Annotated in this window: 15 protein-coding genes; 5 read left to right on the top strand and 10 right to left on the bottom strand. The window is 65.0% G+C overall.

All coding sequences use genetic code 11. The features are described 5' to 3' along the window. Window positions 1-16: 16 nt before the first annotated feature. The 5 genes from ACFOW7_RS18460 to gloB form a co-directional block, all read right to left on the bottom strand. Window positions 17-766, bottom strand: a complete 750-nt coding sequence (locus tag ACFOW7_RS18460; RefSeq protein WP_378167140.1) for a substrate-binding periplasmic protein — start codon at window positions 764-766, stop codon at window positions 17-19. 288 nt (window positions 767-1054) lie between these two features. Continuing rightward, complete coding sequence (locus ACFOW7_RS18455; protein WP_378167137.1) at window positions 1055-2545, bottom strand: hypothetical protein; 1491 nt, start codon at window positions 2543-2545, stop codon at window positions 1055-1057. 104 nt (window positions 2546-2649) lie between these two features. After that, window positions 2650-3366 carry a substrate-binding periplasmic protein gene (locus ACFOW7_RS18450; RefSeq protein ID WP_378167135.1) on the bottom strand — a complete coding sequence of 239 codons (717 nt, stop codon included), beginning with the start codon at window positions 3364-3366 and terminating at the stop codon, window positions 2650-2652. Window positions 3367-3880: 514 nt separating this feature from the next. After that, window positions 3881-5554, bottom strand: a complete 1674-nt coding sequence (locus tag ACFOW7_RS18445; protein WP_378167132.1) for a LysM peptidoglycan-binding domain-containing protein — start codon at window positions 5552-5554, stop codon at window positions 3881-3883. A gap of 150 nt (window positions 5555-5704) precedes the next feature. Further along, complete coding sequence (gloB, locus tag ACFOW7_RS18440) at window positions 5705-6457, bottom strand: hydroxyacylglutathione hydrolase (RefSeq protein WP_378167130.1); 753 nt, start codon at window positions 6455-6457, stop codon at window positions 5705-5707. Here gloB and ACFOW7_RS18435 point away from each other — a divergent pair, their 5' ends adjacent. From ACFOW7_RS18435 to ACFOW7_RS18415, 5 genes are all read left to right on the top strand, one after another. Beyond that, window positions 6458-7234 carry a class I SAM-dependent methyltransferase gene (locus ACFOW7_RS18435; protein ID WP_378167128.1) on the top strand — a complete coding sequence of 259 codons (777 nt, stop codon included), beginning with the start codon at window positions 6458-6460 and terminating at the stop codon, window positions 7232-7234. A 356-nt stretch (window positions 7235-7590) separates the two neighbouring features. Further along, entirely contained in the window at window positions 7591-7914 is a 324-nt protein-coding gene (locus ACFOW7_RS18430; RefSeq protein WP_378167126.1) for a c-type cytochrome, read from the top strand. Window positions 7915-7925: 11 nt separating this feature from the next. Beyond that, window positions 7926-8243 carry a c-type cytochrome gene (locus ACFOW7_RS18425; protein WP_378167123.1) on the top strand — a complete coding sequence of 106 codons (318 nt, stop codon included), beginning with the start codon at window positions 7926-7928 and terminating at the stop codon, window positions 8241-8243. Window positions 8244-8302: 59 nt separating this feature from the next. Then, window positions 8303-8911 (top strand): GNAT family N-acetyltransferase, encoded by a 609-nt coding sequence (locus tag ACFOW7_RS18420; RefSeq protein ID WP_378167121.1) that lies wholly within the window; start codon window positions 8303-8305, stop codon window positions 8909-8911. Between the two features lie 173 nt (window positions 8912-9084). Further along, entirely contained in the window at window positions 9085-10710 is a 1626-nt protein-coding gene (locus ACFOW7_RS18415) for a GGDEF domain-containing protein (protein WP_378167119.1), read from the top strand. A gap of 146 nt (window positions 10711-10856) precedes the next feature. On the opposite strand, the gene glgA is transcribed toward ACFOW7_RS18415, so the two are convergent. From glgA to glgB, 5 genes are all read right to left on the bottom strand, one after another. Further along, complete coding sequence (gene glgA / locus ACFOW7_RS18410; protein ID WP_378167117.1) at window positions 10857-12320, bottom strand: glycogen synthase GlgA; 1464 nt, start codon at window positions 12318-12320, stop codon at window positions 10857-10859. Window positions 12321-12435: 115 nt separating this feature from the next. After that, on the bottom strand, window positions 12436-13710 hold the full coding sequence (gene glgC / locus ACFOW7_RS18405) for a glucose-1-phosphate adenylyltransferase (protein ID WP_378167114.1): 1275 nt from the start codon (window positions 13708-13710) through the stop codon (window positions 12436-12438). A 164-nt stretch (window positions 13711-13874) separates the two neighbouring features. Continuing rightward, window positions 13875-15506, bottom strand: a complete 1632-nt coding sequence (locus ACFOW7_RS18400) for an alpha-D-glucose phosphate-specific phosphoglucomutase (protein ID WP_378167112.1) — start codon at window positions 15504-15506, stop codon at window positions 13875-13877. Window positions 15507-15733: 227 nt separating this feature from the next. Continuing rightward, entirely contained in the window at window positions 15734-17803 is a 2070-nt protein-coding gene (gene glgX, locus ACFOW7_RS18395; RefSeq protein ID WP_378167110.1) for a glycogen debranching protein GlgX, read from the bottom strand. Next, window positions 17800-19971, bottom strand: a complete 2172-nt coding sequence (glgB, locus tag ACFOW7_RS18390; RefSeq protein WP_378167108.1) for a 1,4-alpha-glucan branching protein GlgB — start codon at window positions 19969-19971, stop codon at window positions 17800-17802. The genes glgX and glgB overlap by 4 nt, the downstream gene beginning before the upstream one ends. Between the last annotated feature and the right edge of the window lie 129 nt (window positions 19972-20100).

The following is a 20100-nucleotide window of genomic DNA, read 5'->3' as shown; positions in this document are numbered from 1 at the left end:
CTCCCCCATTCCTCCCCTATTTCAATTGCTTGAAGTATTCACTGGTCAACCGTGCCAGATCGAGCTGCCGCAAGCCCTGATCGACAGCATCACGGAGCATTCTGCCCGCATCGTTTTTCTTGAAGCAGATATGCAGACTCAACTCGCTCAGCAGACGGACATTGCGCTGTACCCGCTTGGCCAGCGGCTTGGCCTCGGCCGAGGTGGCAAGCAGGTAGTCGAGCACGTAAGTATCGATTACTGCCAGCCGCAGGCGGCCATTGCCGACTTTTTGGATATTCATCTGGTCGCTGACGCCGGGATCGACCATCAGCTGGCGTTGCGCCACCATCTGATCGAATTCTTGGCCGTTGGCGTAACCATCCACCACCCCGATCGGGATTGCCCGCAGATCGGCCAGGGTGGTCCAGGCCACCGGGGCATCGCGCCGTTCGACGAAACCGACCGGGCTCGGACCGATGCTGGCGGTGAAATGGCAGGTTTTCGCCCGTTCCTCGGTGTAATAGGCAGGGAAATAGCCGACATGGCTGGGGTCGTGCTGGCCCAGATAGACGGCGCGGTTCCAGGGATAGTAGCGATAACGCACCCGATAACCGGCAGCCTTGGCGGCCTCGCTGACGATCCGCGCCGACAGCCCTTGCTGTGGCAGGGCAGCGCCGACATAGGGCGGCCATTCGAGCGTGGCGATCAGCATTTCACGCTCCTCGGCCGCCAGGGCGGCGCTCGCCAGCAAACTGACCAGCACAAAAGGGAGGGCGCGCACCATGCGCAGTGCTCCTTCTCGATGTCCTGTTCCCTTTGTAGGCCAGGACGATCATCGAGTCAGCCTCAGGCTGACAATCGACCACGGCGATTGCTGGCTTGACGGTGAGCTGGCGGCGGATGCACTGGAGAGGTCGATGGCGCGTGAGCTAGCGCATTTCCAGCCAATTCGGCCTCAGCGTGTCCGGACCTCAAAGCGCAGGCGTACAGCGCCCCACCAGGTTTAGCAGCGACGCCGATTTAGAGGGAAATGCTTAGTGGCTGGCCGCAAGGGATACGGCGGTCTGGCGGGTCAGGACAGTAATTTGACTTCGCACTGACAGCGCCACAGATTGGGACCGAGCGCTTCGAGCGGGCCGGGGATCAGTTGAGCGTCCACCCCGCCGAGCTGGCCGAAGTAGCGGCAGCCGACGTTGAGATAGTTGCGGTCGAGCAGCAAGGTGGCGCGATGGCCGTTGAGCGCATCGGGCGGCAGGTAGAGCACTTGCGGGCGCACCGGATCGACCGGGTCGTCCGGCGCCAGACGCACCGCTTCGGCCTCACGGCCCAGCCAGCGGGCCGACAGGTAGAGTCGGCCATCGTCCTCGCTATGGGCGCGTGAGACCAGGGCCAGCCACCAGCCACCCTGGGCACCCCAGTAGAGCGCCAGCAGCCGTCCAGCCGCGCCCGCAGCCGCACCGGGCAGGGTCAGGCCGATGCCGCCCTGATCGGCGTCGTCGAGCACGGCGGGCCAGATCAGCGGATCGTTGGCCGGCAACCGGGCCGACTTCTGCGCCATCAGACCGCGAATCCGCAGAAAATCGAACGCCGCCCGGGCCTCACCCAGACGGGAACAGTCGCTGCGCCGGGCCCGGCCGGGCAGGCGGGTCCAGCACTGGGCGAGCCGGCGTAGCCAGTCGGTGCGCACGCCGCGCCAGGCCTCTTCCTTGCGCAACCAATCGGGACCGTTGCCCGACATCATGCGGCGCGCCAGATCGAGGGTGGCGCGGGCGGCGGCATCGGTGCCATAGAACAGGGCGTCGCCGTCGCGCTCGACCTGTTCCCAGCCCACCAGACGCACCGCCGCGCCGGCTTCCTCGTTGAACCACAGCGGTGTCTGGCGGCGGAACGAGGTACCGTGGAGCACTTCACCTGCCATGGCGCGAGCCACCCGCGCCCCGACTATCCGCTCGGCCGCGCTGCCGGCCGCGGCATAGGCATCGGCGGCAAGCAGGAGTGCGGCCAGCGAGCGGGCCGGTTCGCGGTCGGCCGGGACGGCATCCTTGCCGTACAGACCCGCCAGATGGATCAGCGCGCGGTACAGCACCACCACGCTATCCCAGGGGAACGGCGTCGGCACGGCCTCATGGAGCACCCGAGCCAGCTGGCTGATGCCCAGCCAGTGATAGCAGGACGACACCAGTTGAATCAGCACTTCGCGGTTGCCGTCTTCTTTCTTGATGGCAGCAGCCTCGCGCAGCGCTTCGAGGTAATAGGCATTGCCCAGTTGATCGGCCAGCAGGACCAGTGGTTTGCCCAGCAATTGACGTCGTACCGGATGGGCATAGGCCACCGCCATCTCATGCTCGACCTGCTCGGCCAGGGCGGTGGCGGCCGGCTCCACCAGCTCAAGCAGCCGGCGCGCGCCCTCGGTGCCCGGCGAATCGCCCAAACCCTTGCGCAGGCAGCCGTACAGCTCGTCCAGCGCCACCATCGGTGACAGTCTGGGCAGCCGTTCAAGCACGCCGCGCGCCGCTTTGAGCGGCGCGTCGTCATGAAGGGTGGAGAGTAGGCGTCCGAGCATAGTGTGGTCCGAAACCCGGCACGGATCGGAGGGGTGATCCTATGGCTGTCGATTCAGGGATTGTGCGACCGGCCGGCGAACCGGCCAAATGGGGCCGACGGGCGTCAGCATCGCTGGGACTTGCGACACGCGCTGAGATAAGCGGTCTCGTAATATTTGAGGATATTGGCGATCTCACCGCTATCGACCAATTGCGCCAACTTGCGCTCCATCAGCGCGCGGTGGCCGAACCAGGGGGAACGGCGCGACAGGGAAATCTGGCGCAGCGTGCTGTTCTGCCGCACATAGGAAGCGCGCTTCAACTTGCCGGCGAATTCGGGGTCGGATTCAAACCGCGTCCCGACATTGGCTCCAGCCGGTACCACATCGAGCCGACCGGCCAGCAGTTTGCGGAAATTGGTTTCGGTATTGGGGGCGAAGTCTTTTTGCAGCGTCTGGTCCTTGTCGAACTCGTCGAAATAACGCAGCCCGTTGACTACCCCGATGCGCAGATTGCGCAGATCGTTGTACTCACGTACCTCGCGCAGATCGTTGGTGCGCTGGAAGAAATAGGTCGGGACCGCATGGGCATAAGGTGGCAGCAGGAAGGCGGCATACACCTCGCGCTCGGGCGAGGCCACCAGCCCCATCGACACATCGGCACTGCCGTCTTCCAGCAGCTTGAGACAGCGGGCCAGCGGACATTCGACGATCTCGAGCCGTACCCCGAGCGCAGTGGCCAGGCGACCGATGATTTCGACATGCGAACCGGTAAAACGGCCGCCTTCAACCATCATATAGGGGGGCAGCGGCCGTAGCGCGAAGACCAGCCGATCGGGCATGGCAGGCGCCGCCCAGGCGGCGACGCTACAAAAATAGGCAAATAGGACGAGGCAGGCCCGAAGCATTGCGCGCCTCCTTGCGCCAAGCTGTCGAACAGCAGTGCTACCAGTCTAGCCGATCCGCTCCGGGGCTTGCACTAGCCCCAACGGAACCTTGGTCGAAAATCAGGCTTACCCGAATAAATCAAAAAAACCGGCCAATAGTCTGCTAGACAAGTCGCCGGAATCAATTAGAAATTAAACAACTACTCAATCAGCTAGGGCCATTACTAGCCGAACATCGGCCGGGCCGGACTCTCGCCGATCTGCCTGCCAACCGGCGCTCCACAGCATCAGTCGAGGGTGCTCACTGTACGTCCGAGTCGAACCCGGAACCGCCAGCGGACGAGTCGGAAAAACAGACTTGCCGATTCATCCACCACCGCTGCGGTCGTCAGAAGCCGGAAACGCCGCCTGGCGGCTGACGCAGCCCACGACTGCCCGGCCCTTGACACGATCGGCAGCTAAAACCGGATCAGCTGTCGTTGCGGATTTCCAGCTTCAGCCCGACCTTGAGCACCCGACCGGCGCCCTGGTTCCAGCGCTTGAGGTCGGCCACGCTGACGTCGTGGCGGCGGGCGATGATATCGAGGCTGTCGCCCCGGCGGACCACATAGGTCTTGACCGCCCGCGCAGGCTTGGCGCGGCTGGCGCTCTCGCCTCGCGCGTCGGCGCTGACGATGCGCAGTTCCTGGCCTTGCTTGAGCCGGTTGGAAGACAGGCCGTTCTGGCGCTTGAGTTCTGCCACCGAAATATCGTGGCGGCGGGCAATCGAGAAGATGCTGTCGCCCCGCGCCACCCGATAGACGGCAGCCTTGTTCGGGCGCTGGGCCGGCTCACGCGGCGCTTCGGCGTCAACTTCCTGCTGACGCGCCTGCTGGCTTGCCGCCATCAAGGTGGCCAGGTCCTGCCGTGGGGTCGGATCGACATCGGGCAGGATCGGCACCAGGATGGTCTGGCCGCGGGCGGTCTGGTCCTTGCCGAGCTTGTTGATCTCGCGCAGTTCAGCCAGCGCAATCTCGAAGCGCTCGGCGATCGACTGCAAGGATTCGCCCCGCTTGGTCACATAGGGCTGCCACGACAACAGCGGCTTGTCGTACTGCTGTAGGTTCTGCTCGAAGGTCTGCACCTTCTCGACCGGCAGCAGCAGTTTGCGATCGTCTTTATGGGCAAATACCGGCCGGATCAGACCGGGATTGAGCTTCAGCACTTCCTCGACCGTGGTCTCGGCCAGTTTGGCGGCCAGACGGACATCGATATGGCGGCCGGTGCTGACAGGCTGGAAGTAGGGACGGTTGGGCACGGCCGGCACCGTCACGCCGTAGGCCGACGGGTTGGCGATGATATTGCGGATCGCGATCAGCTTCGGCACATAGTTTTCGGTCTCGCGCGGCTTCTTGATGCTGTCGAAGTCGCCTTCGAGGCCCTTGGCGCGAGACTTGGCAACGGCCCGGCCCACGCCGCCCTCGCCCCAGTTGTAGGCGGCCAGGGCCAGATGCCAGTCGCCGAACAGATTGTAGAGATCTTGCAGATAGTCGAGCGCGGCGTAGGTGGCAGCCATCACATCGCGGCGGCCGTCGTACCACCAGGTGCGCTCGAGTCCGTAGCGCTGGCCGGTCGAGGGAATGAACTGCCACATGCCCGAGGCCCGGGCGAACGATTCGGCCTTGGGGTCAAAAGCGCTCTCGACGATGGGCAGCAGCGCGACTTCGGTCGGCATGCCGCGGCGCTCGACTTCGCTGACGATAAAGTACAGATAGCGCCGGCTGCGCTCGATCACGCGCTGCAAGTATTCGGGATGGCGGGTATACATCCGCTCGTGCTGCTGCACCAGCGGGTTATTGAGGTCGTCGAGCCGGAAACCCAGTCGTATCCGTTCCCACAGATCGTCAGTCGGCGCAGCGGCCGGCTGCAAGGTGGGCATCGGAGCGGGGGTGGCAAGATCGGGGTTGTTGATCACGGCGGGCTGGGAGCCCAGGGTGTCGATCGGCGCCAGGGCCGGCAGGGGTGCCCCGTCGGCGGGAGCGGCCTGCTCGGTGACGAGCGGCGCGACGGCGGGGGGGTTGGGCGTCCCAGCCTGGGCTGGCAGCAGCAGGGCGCCGGCAAGCAGGACGACAAGCGGGACGAGTCGGGATTCGGTACGCTGCATCGTATTCTTGAAGTTCGGGCGCAGGTCGGCCCCGTGGTCTGTTGAGCCGCGATGGTAGCGAGGCGCCAGGGCCGGTGTCAATCAAAAAGCCTCGTCAAATGAAGCACATGCAAGCAAAACGAGACCGACAGAGTGTGGCCAAAACCGGCGCTAGAAGCCGTCTTTCCAGCGACGCAGGGCCGCAAATACCTCGACCGGATCGTCACTGGCAGCACCGTGGCAACGGGCGGCGGCCACGACCGCCGGGGCGTCCCAGCGCAGAAAAGGATTGGTCGCACGTTCCAGGGCCAGCGTGCTGGGCAAGGTGGGACGGCCCTCGGCACGCGACGCGCTATCGACCAGCGAGCGGCGCTGAAGTTCCCGATTATCGGGTTCGACCACCCGGGCAAAGCGCTCGTTGGACTCGGTATATTCGTGGGTGCAATAGACCCGGGTATCGGCCGGCAAGGCCGCCAGCCGGGCCAGCGAGGACTGCATCTGGGCGGGGCTGCCCTCGAACAGTCGGCCGCAGCCGCAGGCAAACAGGGTGTCACCACAGAACAGGACGCCATCGCCCCAGTAGGCCAGATGATCAAGCGTATGACCCGGTACGGCCAGCACTTGCAGCTTGAGTCCGAAGTCGGTCAGGTGCACGCTGTCGCCATCGCCGACTGGATGATCGACCAGCGAGAGACTGGCCGGCCCATAGACCGGCACCGCACCGTCTTGCCGCAATGCCGCAACGCCGCCGATATGGTCGCCATGATGGTGGGTCAGCAGAATCGCGGATAGCTTCAGCCGATGGCGGGTCAGATAGTCTTCCAACGGGGCCGCCTCGCCCGGGTCGACGACGAACGCGAGCGACCCCGCCCGCCCTAGCCAGATATAATTGTCCCTGAGTATCGGAACCGGAACGATCTCCATATGCCCTCCTTTTCTCCGCCCGAGACGGCGCACCACGATTTCAGCATCTGGCTGTCCACCCCGCTCGGGCGCTATATCGCACAGCGCGAACAAAGTTTCTTCGATCATACCGTGGCCGACCTGTTCGGCTATTACGCGGTACAGATCGAGTTGCCCGAATACGATTTCCTGCGCGCCAACCGGATGCCGACCCGCCTGATCGCCGGTCGCTGCGAAGGCGCCCAGCTGCGCTGCGATCCGGCCCAGTTGCCGCTGCCTACCGCCAGCATCGATCTGCTGATCCTGCCTCATACCCTCGATTTCCACCCCGACCCACATGAAGTGCTGCGCGAAGCCGAACGGGTGCTGATGCCCGAAGGCCGCTTGGTGCTGACCGGTTTCAATCCCTGGAGCCTGTGGGGCCTGACCCGCACCCTCCATCGACGGCGCGGCATGCCCTGGGCCGGCAATTTCCTCACCCTGCCCCGGGTCAAGGACTGGCTGGCGCTTCTGGGGCTCGAACCCTGTAGCAGCCGTATCCACTGCTACGCGCCTCCCTTCTCGCGCAGTGCCTGGGTCGAGCAATTCGAATTCCTGGAGTTCGCCGGCGATCGCTGGTGGCCCGTGGGCGGCGCGCTCTACTGCCTCGAAGCCGTCAAACGGGTGCGCGGCATGCGGCTGATCGCGCCGGCCTGGAAGAAATCCACCACCCCGGTGGCCCGGCCGCAGGCAGTGGTCGGCGCACTCGACTACCAGGCCCACCCCGACAGCGAAGCGCCGCATAAGCCTACCCCCTGACCCCGGAGCACTCGCTTGAGCTGAGCGAGTCACCATGAGGCGCCCTCGGGCCGCCTCGCCCAATTCCTGTCGCCTCGTCCGATCCGGACGCCACAGCAAGACAGAGCGGAACCCATCAGCCCACCGCTTGCTGCTTCTACCCGGCCAATCAAGCAATGGTGATCGATGGCTCATTGAGCGATCGGCCGTATCGCCGGCGGGCGTTCGTTTGGCCCGGCCCCGGGCGGCCTGTGCGGGCGATTGGCAAGCGGACGGGCGGCTCATACAATGCCCGGGACTTTTCAGGCGCTTCCCGACGCCGCAGTCTGGCGTTCCTGCCTGACCCACACAATTCCAACAAGGGAGGTAGAGAGACTATGCAAGGCAAACTTCTGGCGCTGATGGCCATGATGGTGCTGCCCCTGGCAGCCCAGGCCGCCGGCAATCCGCAGGCCGGGGCACGCAAGAATTCGATGTGCGTCGGCTGTCACGGCATTCCGGACTATAAGGCGGCCTATCCCGTGGTGTACCACGTCCCGCGCATCGGCGGCCAACACGCCGACTATCTGGCGGCCGCGCTGACTGCCTACCGCAGCGGGGCGCGCAAGCATCCGACCATGCGGGCGGTGGCGTCGCAATTGTCCGATCAGGACATCCTCGACCTCGCTGCCTACTACGCCGTCCAGAAACCGACTCCCTGAGGATGACCACCATGCGCCATCTTTCCGCCGTCTGCCTTACCCTGCTTGCCGCCCAGGTCGCGGCTGCCGATCTCGCCGCCGGCCGGGCCAAGGCCGAACAGGTCTGTGCCGCCTGCCACAAGATTGACGGTAACAGCGACAATCCCCAATATCCCGTGCTGGCCGGCCAGCATGCCGACTATCTGCGCCGCGCCCTGCACGACTACCGCAACGGCAGCCGCAACAACGGGGTGATGCTGCCATATGCCCAGGCGCTCAGCCGGACCGACATCGACAATGTCTCCGCCTGGTTCGCCTCGCAGCCCAGCCGTCTGGTATCGCGGCCCTGAGCTGCACTTCCCACCCTGTCCGGGGCCGCTTGCGGCCCTTTTTACATGCTGATGGCCCCATGTCACGACCTTACCTGCAAGACGGCAGCCTGATCGTTCGTCTGGCCGAAACCAGCGATATTCCGGCGCTGCTCCATTACCATCTCAGCAACCGCGCCGCGCTGGCGCCCTTTTCGCCCCGGCGCAGCGAGCAGTTCTACAGTGCCGAGTACTGGCAGCTCCAGATCGCGCTGAGCCACAGCCATTTCGAGCAGGCACGCAGTTGCCGGCTATCCGTGTTCGAACCCGATAACCGCAGCGTGATCGGCGAGATCAATTTCAGCAATCTGGTGCCCTACCCTTTCTACGCCGCCACGCTGGGCTACAGCCTCGACCCGGCCCACTGGGGTCGTGGCCGGATGCATCAGGCGCTGACGCTGGCACTCGACTTCGTGTTCGAGCATTTCAATCTGCACCGGGTGATGGCCAACTATCTGCCCGACAACCAACGCAGCGCCCGCCTGCTCGAACGCCTCGGTTTCGAGCGCGAAGGCCTTGCGCGCGACTATCTGTTGATCGATGGGGTCTGGCGCGACCATGTGTTGACGGCGCTGACGCGGCGCGGCTGGAGCGCGCACGATGGGCAACGCGAATTGATCGAGAATGGGAATGGCGGCTGTCAGACATAAAGATTTTTATAAATACTATTTTATCCGCACCCCACCTTGTACCTATATGTCCTGAATATTTCCTTTTAATCCAATCCCCATCTCAGCCACAGCAAGCCCTCAGTCAGCAAACCAAGCCTGGCCGTCTATTCTAGGAACACCGACCGCAAGCGGCGGCCCATGGAGGGGAGTTCATGCTCGACGCGCTCAATGCTTACCTGATCGGCCAGGGGCTGATTCCGCACGGGTACTGTTTCAACTGGACTTCCACCCTGGTCGCCATGCATGTGGTGGCCAATGCCGGGATCGGCATTGCCTACTACGCGATTCCGCTGGTGCTGTTCACCCTGGTCCGGCGCCGGCCCGATCTACAGTTCCATCGCACCGCCCTGCTGTTCGTCACCTTTATCTTTGCCTGCGGCACCACCCATTTTCTCGATGTGATCAGCATCTGGTATCCGATCTATTGGATCGATGGCTGGATGCGTGTGCTGACCGCGGCCGTCTCGATCGTCACCGCCATCGTGCTCTGGCGCATCCTGCCGATTGCCCTGGCGATCCCGCGCCCGGACGAGCTGCGCGAGGCCAATCGGCGGCTGTCCGATGAAGTCGCCACCCGGCGCGAAAAGGAAAACGAGCTGCTGGCAAGCGAAGAGCGCTACCGCGAGCTGTCGGAAAGCCTGGAGCACAAGGTGGCCGAGCGCACCGCCCTGCTGGAAGAGGCCAACGCCCGGCTGCAACGCGAGATCAGCGACCGGCAGTTGGCCCAGGCCGAGTTACAGGTGGTCAATCGCAAGCTCGAAGAGGCATTGCGCCAGCAGGCCACCCGGTCAACCGAAATCGAGCAGCTCAATAAATTGGGCGATCTGATGCAGAGCTGTGTGGCGGTCGAGGAACTGGCGCAGTTGCTGGCGAATTTCTCGGCCGGCTATCTCGAAGCCCCGGCCGGGGCGCTTTATCTGATCAATCACGAACAGAATCTGGCGGAAGCCCACGCGAGCTGGGGCACGTCGGCCATGCTGGTGCGCAGTTTTCCGCCGACCCAGTGCTGGGCCTTGCGACGCGGTCAACTGCATCCGGCCGATGAATTGCAGAGCGGGCTGCGCTGCGTGCATGTCGAAGGTGACTATCCCCATCTGTGCGTGCCGCTCATCGGCAGCGGCGAAACCCTGGGGGTGCTCCATCTCCAGCAACCCGGCGTCGGCCAGCATGGCCCGGCTTTTCTCGAAGGTGTGGCCAAGCGGGCGGCGCTGGCGCTGGTCAGTCTCAAGACACGCGAAGCACTGTTCAACGAAGCCACCCACGACCCGCTCACCGGCCTCTACAACCGCCGTCATCTCGATGCCGCCCTGCTCGAAGCCGAACAGCGCGCCCGCCGCCAGGGCCGGCCGCTTGGGCTGATGATGCTCGACCTCGACCATTTCAAGCAGATCAACGACCGCTTCGGCCACGACGCCGGCGACGCCGTGCTGCGCGCCTTCGCCAGCCGCCTGCGCCACCAGTTACGGCCGGGCGACGTGGCCTGCCGTTACGGCGGCGAGGAATTCACCGTCCTGCTCAACGGCGCCCCGCTCGCCACCACCCGCATCCGCGCCGAGCAGTTCCGCCAGGCGGTGGCCGGACTGCGGATCGAAGTCCACGGCCAGGAAATCGCCATCACCGTCTCGATCGGCATCGCCGCCTATCCCGAAAGCGGCGCAGATATGCAAGCCGTCCTCCAGGCCGCCGACCGCGCCGTCTACCGCGCCAAGGCCCGTGGCCGCAATCGGGTCGAAGCGGCCGAGCCGATTGATGGGGATGGGGTGGCGGTGGAGAAATAAGAGGGATCGCGCCTTTCCAGACAGTTCGGAGCCAGTGGGTCCGGACCTCACGACGCAGACCGTTGCCTTCAAGCAGGCTTGGCAGCGACGCCGATTCAAACAGAAATGCGCTCGCGCAATGCGCCGCCGATCCGGTCCCTTCCCAGCTATTCCCTGAGCGTCCGATACAAGGCCAGATAAGCCTCCGCCGGCCCATCCCAGCCAAAGCGGCAGCACATGGCCCGTCGCTGGACCTGATCCCAGGCCGCCGGTTGGCGGTACAAGGTGAAGGCTCGGCGGACCGCTGCGTCGTAGTCATCCTGCTCGCAGCGCTCGAACACAAAGCCCGTGGCGCTGTCGTCGGCCAGATTCTCCAGGCTGGCATCGCGCACCGTATCGGCCAACCCACCGGTGCGACGCACCAGCGGCAGCGCACCGTAGCGCAGGGCATAGAGTTGGGTCAGTCCGCACGGCTCGAAGCGGGACGGCACCAGCACCACATCGGCGCCACCGAACAGCCGGTGTGAAAGCGCCTCGTCAAAGCCCAGACGAACGGCCACCCGTCCCGGATGCGCCTGGGCCAGTGCCTTGAAAGCGGCCTCGATGGCCGGCTCACCGCTGCCCAGCAGACACAGTTGACCGCCCTGCGCCAGCAGCGGCACGGCGCCGCCCAGCACGCGATGCAGCCCTTTTTGCTCGGTCAGGCGGCTGACCACTGCAAACAGTGGTGCGTCCGCCACCACTTCCAGTCCCAGCTCCTGTTGCAGCAGCGCCTTGCAGCGCCGCTTGCCCTCACGCCGCTCGGCGTCGAAGTTGGTGGGCAGCGCCGTATCGGCAGCGGGGTTCCATAAGGTCTGGTCCACGCCGTTGAGAATCCCGCACAGATCCGTCGCACGCCAACGCAGCAGCCCATCGAGTCCGCAGCCGAATTCGGGGGTCTGGATTTCGCGGGCGTAGCTCGGACTGACCGTGGCAATCCGGTCGCTGTAGAACAGCCCGGCTTTGAGAAAGGAAAACTGGCCGTAGAACTCCAGCCCCTCGATGGCAAAGAAATCGTCGGGCAAGCCCAATTCGCCGTATTTCTGCGCCGGAAACAGGCCCTGATAGGCCAGATTGTGGACCGTGAACACGCTGGCCGCCGCGGGCCGGCCGCTTTGCCGGGCAGTGGCGCGCAGATAAGCCGGCATCAGCCCTGCATGCCAGTCGTGGCCATGCAGCAGCGTGGGCCGCCAACCGTCGATTCCCTCGTTCGCCAGACGTGCCGCCGCCTGACCCAGCAGCGCAAAACGGCGGTGGTTGTCGTCATACGGCCGCTGGTCATAGCCCTGATAAGGATTGCCCGACCGGTCATACAGGCCCGGCGCTTCGAGGGCATAGGCCGGCATCGCGCTATCGGGCGTATGGCCAAACCACAGCCGCACCGTGCGGGCACCGTGACAGGCCGGCAGTTCGGCCAAGGGTTGACGATCGACCAGGCCGTCCAGAATGGTCGGGAAGCCTGGCAGCAACAAACGTACATCGGCGCCCAGGGCCCGCTGTGCCGCCGGCAGGGCACCGACCACATCGGCCAGCCCGCCCGTCTTCAGCAAGGGATAACACTCGGCGGCGACATGCAGAACAGCGACGGCCATCGGTTGACTCCCTTGAAGATAGAAATGATCCGGCCAGATTCCTGCAAGACGTACTCGACACCACATACAAAATGGAATGAATCCCCCCATTCTCTCCTTGATATCAGTCGATCTGCTACAGGCGGCTCAGCATCTCGCGTGTCACCAGCACCACCCCACCCTCGCTGCGATGGAAACGGGCGGCGTCTTCCTGCGGATCAAAACCGATCATGCACCCGGCCGGAATCTTGCAGCCCCGATCGACCACCACCTTTTGCAGCCGGGCGTTCTCGCCGATTTCCACCTCGGGCAGGATCACCGACTGGTCGATCACCGCATGCGGATAGACCCGCACCTTGCTAAACAGCACCGAATTGCTGACCTGGGCCACCGAGATGATCGTGCCACCCGCCAGCAGCGTGTTGTAGACGCGGTGTTCGCCGCCGGCGTCCTGCACGAATTTGGCGGGCGGCAGTTGTTCCTGATAGGTCCAGATCGGCCAGTTGCGGTCGTACAGGTCGAGTTCGGGCGTGATCGAGGCGAGGTCGAGGTTGGCGGCCCAATAGGCGTCGATCGTGCCGACATCGCGCCAGTAGGGTCTGGCATGCGGGTAGCTCGATACTGAGGACAGGGAGAATGGATGCGCCACGGCACAGCCTTCGGCCACGGCCTGGGGGATCAGGTTCTTGCCGAAGTCGTGTTCGGAGGCCGGGTCGTTCAGGTCTTCGTTGAGCAGGCGGTAGAGGTAGTCGGCATCGAAGACATAGATGCCCATGCTGGCCAGTGCCAGGTCGGGGCGATCGGGCAAGGCCGGTGGATCGGCCGGTTTCTCGACAAAGGACACGATGCGCCGTTCGGTATCGACTCCCATCACGCCAAAAGCGCTGGCTTGCTCAAGCGGCACTTCGATGCAGGCGACGCTGACGCCGCCCTTGATCCCCTGCACCTCGCAGCGCTTGACGTGATCGAGCAGCATGCGGGCGTAGTCCATCCGGTAGATATGGTCACCCGCCAGGATCACCACGTATTCAGGCCGGTAGCCGCGGATAATGTCGAGATTCTGATAGACGGCGTCGGCGGTGCCGCGATACCACGACTCCTCGTCCACCCGCTGCTGGGCCGGCAGCAGATCGATGAACTCCCCCATTTCCGAGCGGAACATCGCCCAGCCGCGTTGCAGATGGCGCAGCAGCGAATGTGACTTGTACTGGGTGACGACGCCGATGCGGCGGATGCCCGAATTGAGGCAGTTGGACAGCGCGAAATCGATGATGCGGAATTTGCCGCCGAAGTAGACGGCCGGCTTGGCACGACGGTCGGTCAGCTGCTTGAGCCGCGAACCGCGCCCGCCGGCCAGTACCAGCGCCAGGCTTTTGCGCGGCAATTGACGGGCCAGGATCAGTTCATCCACGACGCCTCCTCGGTCTGCCGCTGCGCGGCGCCAACAGCGAGACCGGCCGCAGGACGCGGCCGGCGTTCGGGACCGCCGGACCGGGCGCGCCTACCGGTTACAGACGCGGATTCCGGTGCCGACGGCGCCTTTCCGTCTCCAGCAAACTGCCTGCCTGAGGCGGATCAGGTCACCACATCGGCAGCACTGCGGCCCGTCAGCGTCGGCAGATCGGCCAGTTCGGCCGCCGCCGCGATCACCCGCGCCAGCGCCGGCTGGGTCGGCAGGCCGTATTGGGCGGGGTCGGTCGCGTAGCGCTCCAGATAGATCCGCAAGGTCGCCCCTTCGGTGCCGGTACCCGACAGACGAAACACCGCCCGCGCCCCGCCATCGAATTCGATCCGCACTCCTTGGCGCTGCGCCACCGCCCCATCGACCGGATCGGTGTAGGCGAAATCATCGGCCTGTTTTACCGTCATAGCCTGCACCGCCGTGCCCGGCAATCCGGCCAGACGATCGCGCAAGCGGGCCATCACGGCGTCGCCGGCGCTCTGGGCCAATCCTTCGTAGTCGTGGCGCGAGTAGAAATGGCGCCCGAACGTGGCCCAGTGCTGCGCCAGGACTTCGGCCACCGACGAGCGGCGCACCGCGATCAGATTGAGCCAGGCAAGCGCCGCCCATACGCCGTCCTTCTCGCGCACATGACTGGCGCCCGTACCGTAGCTTTCCTCGCCGCACAGGCCGATGCGGCCGGCGTCGAGCAGATTGCCGAAGAATTTCCAACCGGTCGGCGTCTCGAAACAGTCGAAACCCTGCGCCGCCGCCACCACATCGACCGCGCGCGAAGTCGGCATCGAGCGCGCCACGCCCGGAAGACCGTCGCGGAACTGCGGAAGCAGGCGGGCATTGGCCGCCAGCACCGCCAGACTGTCGGACGGCGTGACCGTCACGGCGCGGCCAAGAATCATGTTGCGGTCGGCATCGCCATCGAAGGCCGCCGCAAAGTCGGGGGCATCGGCCGCCGCCATCAGATCGACCAGATGGGCGGCATAGACCGGGTTGGGATCGGGATGCCAGCCACCGAAATCCGCCAGCGGCCGGGCATTGACCACGCTGCCGGGCGCGGCGCCGAGCAGGTTCTCGAACAGATGACTGGCGTAGGGGCCGCCGATCGCATGCAGCGCATCGATCCGCAGCCGGTGGCCCGCCTTGAGCCAGTAGGCGATGGCATCGAAATCGATCAGGCGCTGCATCAGCCCGGCATAGTCGGCCACCGGGTCAACCACCTCGATCTGCATGCCATCGAGTGCCGTCCCGCCCAGCCGCGACAGATCGACATCGGCCGCGTCGCTCAGACGGTATTCACGGATTTCCAGGGTTTTGGCATGGATCGCCGCCGTGAGCCTTTCCGGTGCCGGGCCACCGTTGGCCGCATTGAACTTGATGCCGAAGTCGCCCTCAGGCCCGCCCGGATTATGCGAAGCCGACAGCACGATGCCGCCGGCGGCTTGCTCGCTGCGGACCAGATGGGACAGGGCCGGTGTGGACAGCAGACCATCCTGGCCGACGACCAGCCGGGCCACGCCGTTGGCGGCAGCCATCTTGATGATGGTCTGGACCGCCTGCGCATTATGGAAACGGCCATCGCCGCCCAGCACCAGCGTGGCACCACGCAATGCCGGCACGGCGTCGAAAATCGCCTGGACGAAGTTCTCCAGATAATGCGGCTGCTGGAATACCGCCACCTTCTTGCGCAGCCCCGAAGTGCCGGGCAACTGGTTGGGAATCGGGACGGTGGAATGGGTAATCAGGGCCATGCTGGGCTACTCGCTTTTCGGATCAACAAGGTTGTTTAAATCGCTTTTTCTTAAGGCGTCGTAACCCGAGGGGGAGGGGGAAATTCATCAAGGAGTGTTATCAAAATCGCATATTTTGATAAATTATTTGAATTTACTGCACTGTATCTAGCAGTAATTTTACCGATTATTTTACTTTGACGAATGTGCCGCTCATTGGCACGCACTTTTGCCGCTTTGGCCTCGATTCACCAGGTCACCCTTCCCCCCATCTCCAACACCAGCAGCCACACGGTCTGCGCCTCGACTTCGGCCTGATGCTGGAACAGCGCCTCACCCGCTTCGGGGTCGGCACTGTCGAGCAGGCGCAGCCAGCGGCCGGGGCGCAGGGTGAACAAGGCGGGCTGCGGCTCGGCGTTGACCAATAGCAAGCAGACATCCTGCTCGCCTTCGGGGGCCAGTTCCACTTCCAGCACGAAGCGCTGCGGATGATCCCATTCGGCCGGGGTCATCAAGCGGCCCTCGGCGTCGCGCCACTCGACATCGGGCCGCTCGTAGCCACCGTGCGAACCGGCACTGAACCAGTCGTCGAAACGCAGCGCCCGGTAACGCCGCCGCAGTGCTGCCAGCCGGGCCACGAAGGCCGCCAGCTGCTGGTCGGCCCGGTCCCAGTCGAGCCAACTGGTGCGGTTGTCCTGGCAGTAGGCGTTGTTGTTGCCGCGCTGGCTGTGGCCGATCTCGTCGCCCGCGAGCAGCATCGGCGTGCCCTGACTGCACAGCAAGGTGGTCAATAGCGCCCGCTGGAGCCGTCCGCGCCGAGCATTGACCGCCGCCTCATCGCTGCTGCCCTCGACCCCGCAGTTGTCGCTGAAGTTTTCGCTGTGGCCGTCGCGGTTGTCCTCGCCGTTGGCCTCGTTGTGCTTATGGCGATAGCTGGTCAGGTCGCGCAGCGTAAAGCCGTCGTGGGCGGTCAGCAAGTTGACCGTGGCCCAGGGACAGCGGCCACGGCGCTCGAACAGTTCACTCGAGGCACACAGGCGGCGGGCGAATTCGCCCCGGCTGACCTCCCGGCGCAGCCAGAAGCGGCGCATGCCGTCACGGTAACGGTCGTTCCACTCGGCCCAGCCGGGCGGAAAGCCACCGACCCGATAACCGTCCGGCCCCAGATCCCACGGCTCGGCGATCAACTTGAGCCGCCCCAATAAAGGATCGGCCTGAATCGCCGCCAATAAGCCCGACCTCGGATCGAACGCCCCATCGGTTCCCCGTCCCAGCACTGGCGCCAGATCGAAGCGGAAACCGTCTACCCGGCACTGCCCGGCCCAGAAGCGCAGGGTATCGAGCACCAGTTGCAGGCAGCGCGGCTGCGACAGATCGAGCGTGTTGCCGGTGCCGCTCCAGTTCTCGCACTGGCCGTCGGGCCGCAGCCGGTAGTAGGACGGCTGATCGAGGCCGCGCAGATGAAAGCTCGGACCGCCGATGCCGCCTTCGGCCGTGTGGTTGCAGACCACGTCGAGAATGACTTCCAGCCCCGCCGCATGACAGGCGCGCACCAGCGACTTGAATTCGCTCAGCGGATCGGACCCGGCGGCGTAACGTGGCTCGACCGTCATCATGGCCAGCGGGTTGTAGCCCCAATAATTGCTCAGCCCCAGCCCCAGCAGGCGGCCCTCGTCGCCGATGGCGGCCACCGGCAGCAGCTCCAGCGTGGTGACGCCAAGCCAGCGCAGCCAGTCCAGACAGACCGGTCGAGCAAGGCCGGCATAGGTGCCGCGCAGGGCGGGCGGCAGATCGGGGTGGAGCCGGCTGAAGCCCTTGACATGGAGTTCGTAGATCAGCGTATCGGCCCATGGCACCCGGGGTGGCGCATCATCGCCCCAGTCAAAGCCATCGGTCGTGACCACCGACTTGACCGCCTGGACAGCGTTATCGCGCGGATCGGGCCGGCGCGGGTCATCAGGCAGATGGTCGCAGTAGTCCGACTGGCCCTGATAGCGTCCCCACAGCCGCCGCGCGTAGGGGTCGCACAACAGCTTGGCGGCGTTGTAGCGAAGACCGCGTTCGGGCCACCACGGTCCATGGACGCGGTAACCGTAGATCAGGCCCGGCTGCGCACCAGGCAGATAGCCATGCCAGACCCCGGCATGCCAGCCCGGCAGCGGCAGACGTGCCAGCTCGCGCTGGCCGTTGCGGTCGAACAGGCACAGTTCGACCGACTCGGCATTGAGCGCATAGACGGCGAAGTTCACTCCGCGCCCGTCGTAGCGGCCGCCCAGATGAAACGGGTCGCCCGACTCCAGCCCCAGCGCCAGCGTCATCGTTTCTCCCATACGAAGATCTGGGCCGCGAGCGGCCCCAGCGTCAGCCGCAGCGATTGCAGCTTGCCGTGCCAGCCGACCGGCTCGGCGATGGCGTCACCATGACCAAGGCCGCTGCCGCCGTAACAGACGGCATCGCTATTGAGCACTTCGCGCCAGTAACCGGCTGCCGGCACGCCGACCCGATAGTCGCGCCGCACTTCGGGGGTGAAATTGCACAGCACCAGCGCCATGCGGCCGTGGCCGTCGTGGCGCACAAAGCTCAGCACCGAATTGTGATGGTCGTCCCAGGCCATCCACTCGAACCCGGCCGGATCGGCATCGAGCGCATGGAGCGCCGGTTCGCTGCGATAGAGTCGGTTGAGATCGCGCACCCAGCGCTGCATCCCGAGATGGGCCGGTTCGTCGAGCAACTGCCAATCGAGCGCACCGTCGTGGTCCCATTCGCGCCATTGGGCGAACTCGCCGCCCATGAACAGCAGCTTCTTGCCCGGATGGGTCCACATCAAGCCGAAATAGACGCGCAGATTGGCAAAGCGCTGCCAGGGATCCCCGGGCATGCGCGCCAGCAGCGACCCCTTGCCGTGGACCACCTCGTCGTGCGACAGCGGCAGCACATAGTGTTCGGAGAAGGCATAGCTGAGGCCGAAGGTCAGCTCGTCGTGATGAAAGCGCCGGTGAACGGGCTCGCGCGCCATATAGCGCAGCGTGTCGTGCATCCAGCCCATATTCCACTTGTAGTGAAAGCCCAGGCCACCCTGCTCCACCGGTCGGGTGATCGCAGCAAAGGCGGTCGATTCCTCGGCCACACAGATCGCGTCGTGGCGGGCACTGGCCAGCCACTGGTTGACCCGGCGCAGAAAATCGATGGCTTCGAGGTTGTCGCGGCCACCGTGGACATTGGGCAGCCATTCGCCGTCGCGGCGGCTGTAGTCGCGGTACAGCATCGAGGCGACGGCATCGACGCGCAGTCCGTCCACACCGTAGCGCTGGAGCCAGAACAGCGCATTGGCAGCCAGATAGTTGGCGACTTCGCGCCGGCCGTAGTTGTAGACCAGGGTATCCCAGTCAGGATGACGGCCCTCGCGCGGATCGGCGTGTTCATAAAGGAAACTGCCATCGAATTGCGCCAATCCATGCGGGTCGGAGGGAAAATGTCCAGGTACCCAATCGAGTATCACGCCAAGCCCCAGACCATGGGCCTGCTCGACCAGATGGAGGAAATCCTCGGGCGTGCCGTGGCGGGCCGTCGGGGCGTAGAGGCCGGTCGGCTGGTAGCCCCAGGAGCCGTCGAACGGGTGTTCCGATACCGGCAGCAGTTCCAGATGGGTAAAGCCCATCTCGACTACATAGGGCAGCAGGGTAGCGGCCAGCTCGCGATAGCCGAGCCAGCGGCCATCGCGATGACGGCGCCACGAACCGAGATGGACTTCGTAGATGCTGATCGGTCGGTTGGGACGCTGATCGATCGGGGCCGGTGCCTGCGGCGGCGGCAGGCGGCTCACGATCGAGGCCGTGGCGGGCCGCAGCTCGGCGGCCAGGGCATAGGGGTCGGCGCGCTGGCTGCGTTGGCCGTCCCAGTGCAGCAGGTCGAACTTGTAGCGGGCGCCGGGCGCGACGCCTGGCAGAAACAGCTCCCATACGCCGCATTCATGGCGCAGACGCATCGGATGGCGGCGCGCATCCCAGAAATTGAAGTCGCCGATCACCGAGACGCGCTTGGCATTGGGTGCCCAGACGGCAAAGCCGACCCCGCTGACGCCATCGAGCTCGACCGGATGGGCGCCGAGCACCCGATAGGCTTCGCGGTGATTGCCCTCACCGATCAGCCAGGCGTCATGCTCGCCCAATAGCGGCGGGAAACGGTAAGGGTCGTCCAGCTCAAGCACCGTACCGGGCCAGGCAACCCGGAGCCGGTAGGGAAAAGGCTGGCGCCGGCGCGGCAGCCGGCCGGCGAACAGGCCACGCCCGTCGAGCAGCTCGAGTTCGCCCAGCGCACGACCTTCGCCGTCGAGCACGGTAATGGCGCTCGCATCGGGCAGCCAGACGCGCAGCAGCAGGTCATCGCCGCTGCGATGCATTCCCAGCCACGAAAACGGATCGCCGTGTTCGCCACGGCAGATCGCCTCGATCGTCCACGGATCGGCCCCATTGTCGCCTGTCGCCACTTGCGCCACCTCGCCTGTTGGCCTGCACTCCACCATGCTAGTTCAGATCGGCAGCCACGCCGGGCCAGGAAAAAACGACGGCCGCTCGCAGGCGGCCGTGAGGCGAAAGACTTAGGGGGAAAACTGGTG

Source organism: Chitinimonas lacunae (assembly GCF_042650885.1).
Taxonomy (GTDB): Bacteria; Pseudomonadota; Gammaproteobacteria; order Burkholderiales; family Chitinimonadaceae; genus Chitinimonas_A; species Chitinimonas_A lacunae.
The sequence above is the reverse complement of the archived record's forward strand: the minus strand, read 5'-3'. Positions and strand labels throughout refer to the sequence as shown.

What these genes read in the sequence shown, in the direction of transcription:
- ACFOW7_RS18460 (WP_378167140.1), bottom strand. Translation starts at nt 766, where the DNA reads ATGGTGCGCGCCCTCCCTTTTGTGCTGGTCAGTTTGCTGGCGAGCGCC.
- ACFOW7_RS18455 (WP_378167137.1), bottom strand. Translation starts at nt 2,545, where the DNA reads ATGCTCGGACGCCTACTCTCCACCCTTCATGACGACGCGCCGCTCAAA.
- ACFOW7_RS18450 (WP_378167135.1), bottom strand. Translation starts at nt 3,366, where the DNA reads ATGCCCGATCGGCTGGTCTTCGCGCTACGGCCGCTGCCCCCCTATATG.
- ACFOW7_RS18445 (WP_378167132.1), bottom strand. Translation starts at nt 5,554, where the DNA reads ATGCAGCGTACCGAATCCCGACTCGTCCCGCTTGTCGTCCTGCTTGCC.
- gloB (WP_378167130.1), bottom strand. Translation starts at nt 6,457, where the DNA reads ATGGAGATCGTTCCGGTTCCGATACTCAGGGACAATTATATCTGGCTA.
- ACFOW7_RS18435 (WP_378167128.1), top strand. Translation starts at nt 6,458, where the DNA reads ATGCCCTCCTTTTCTCCGCCCGAGACGGCGCACCACGATTTCAGCATC.
- ACFOW7_RS18430 (WP_378167126.1), top strand. Translation starts at nt 7,591, where the DNA reads ATGCAAGGCAAACTTCTGGCGCTGATGGCCATGATGGTGCTGCCCCTG.
- ACFOW7_RS18425 (WP_378167123.1), top strand. Translation starts at nt 7,926, where the DNA reads ATGCGCCATCTTTCCGCCGTCTGCCTTACCCTGCTTGCCGCCCAGGTC.
- ACFOW7_RS18420 (WP_378167121.1), top strand. Translation starts at nt 8,303, where the DNA reads ATGTCACGACCTTACCTGCAAGACGGCAGCCTGATCGTTCGTCTGGCC.
- ACFOW7_RS18415 (WP_378167119.1), top strand. Translation starts at nt 9,085, where the DNA reads ATGCTCGACGCGCTCAATGCTTACCTGATCGGCCAGGGGCTGATTCCG.
- glgA (WP_378167117.1), bottom strand. Translation starts at nt 12,320, where the DNA reads ATGGCCGTCGCTGTTCTGCATGTCGCCGCCGAGTGTTATCCCTTGCTG.
- ACFOW7_RS18400 (WP_378167112.1), bottom strand. Translation starts at nt 15,506, where the DNA reads ATGGCCCTGATTACCCATTCCACCGTCCCGATTCCCAACCAGTTGCCC.
- glgX (WP_378167110.1), bottom strand. Translation starts at nt 17,803, where the DNA reads ATGACGCTGGCGCTGGGGCTGGAGTCGGGCGACCCGTTTCATCTGGGC.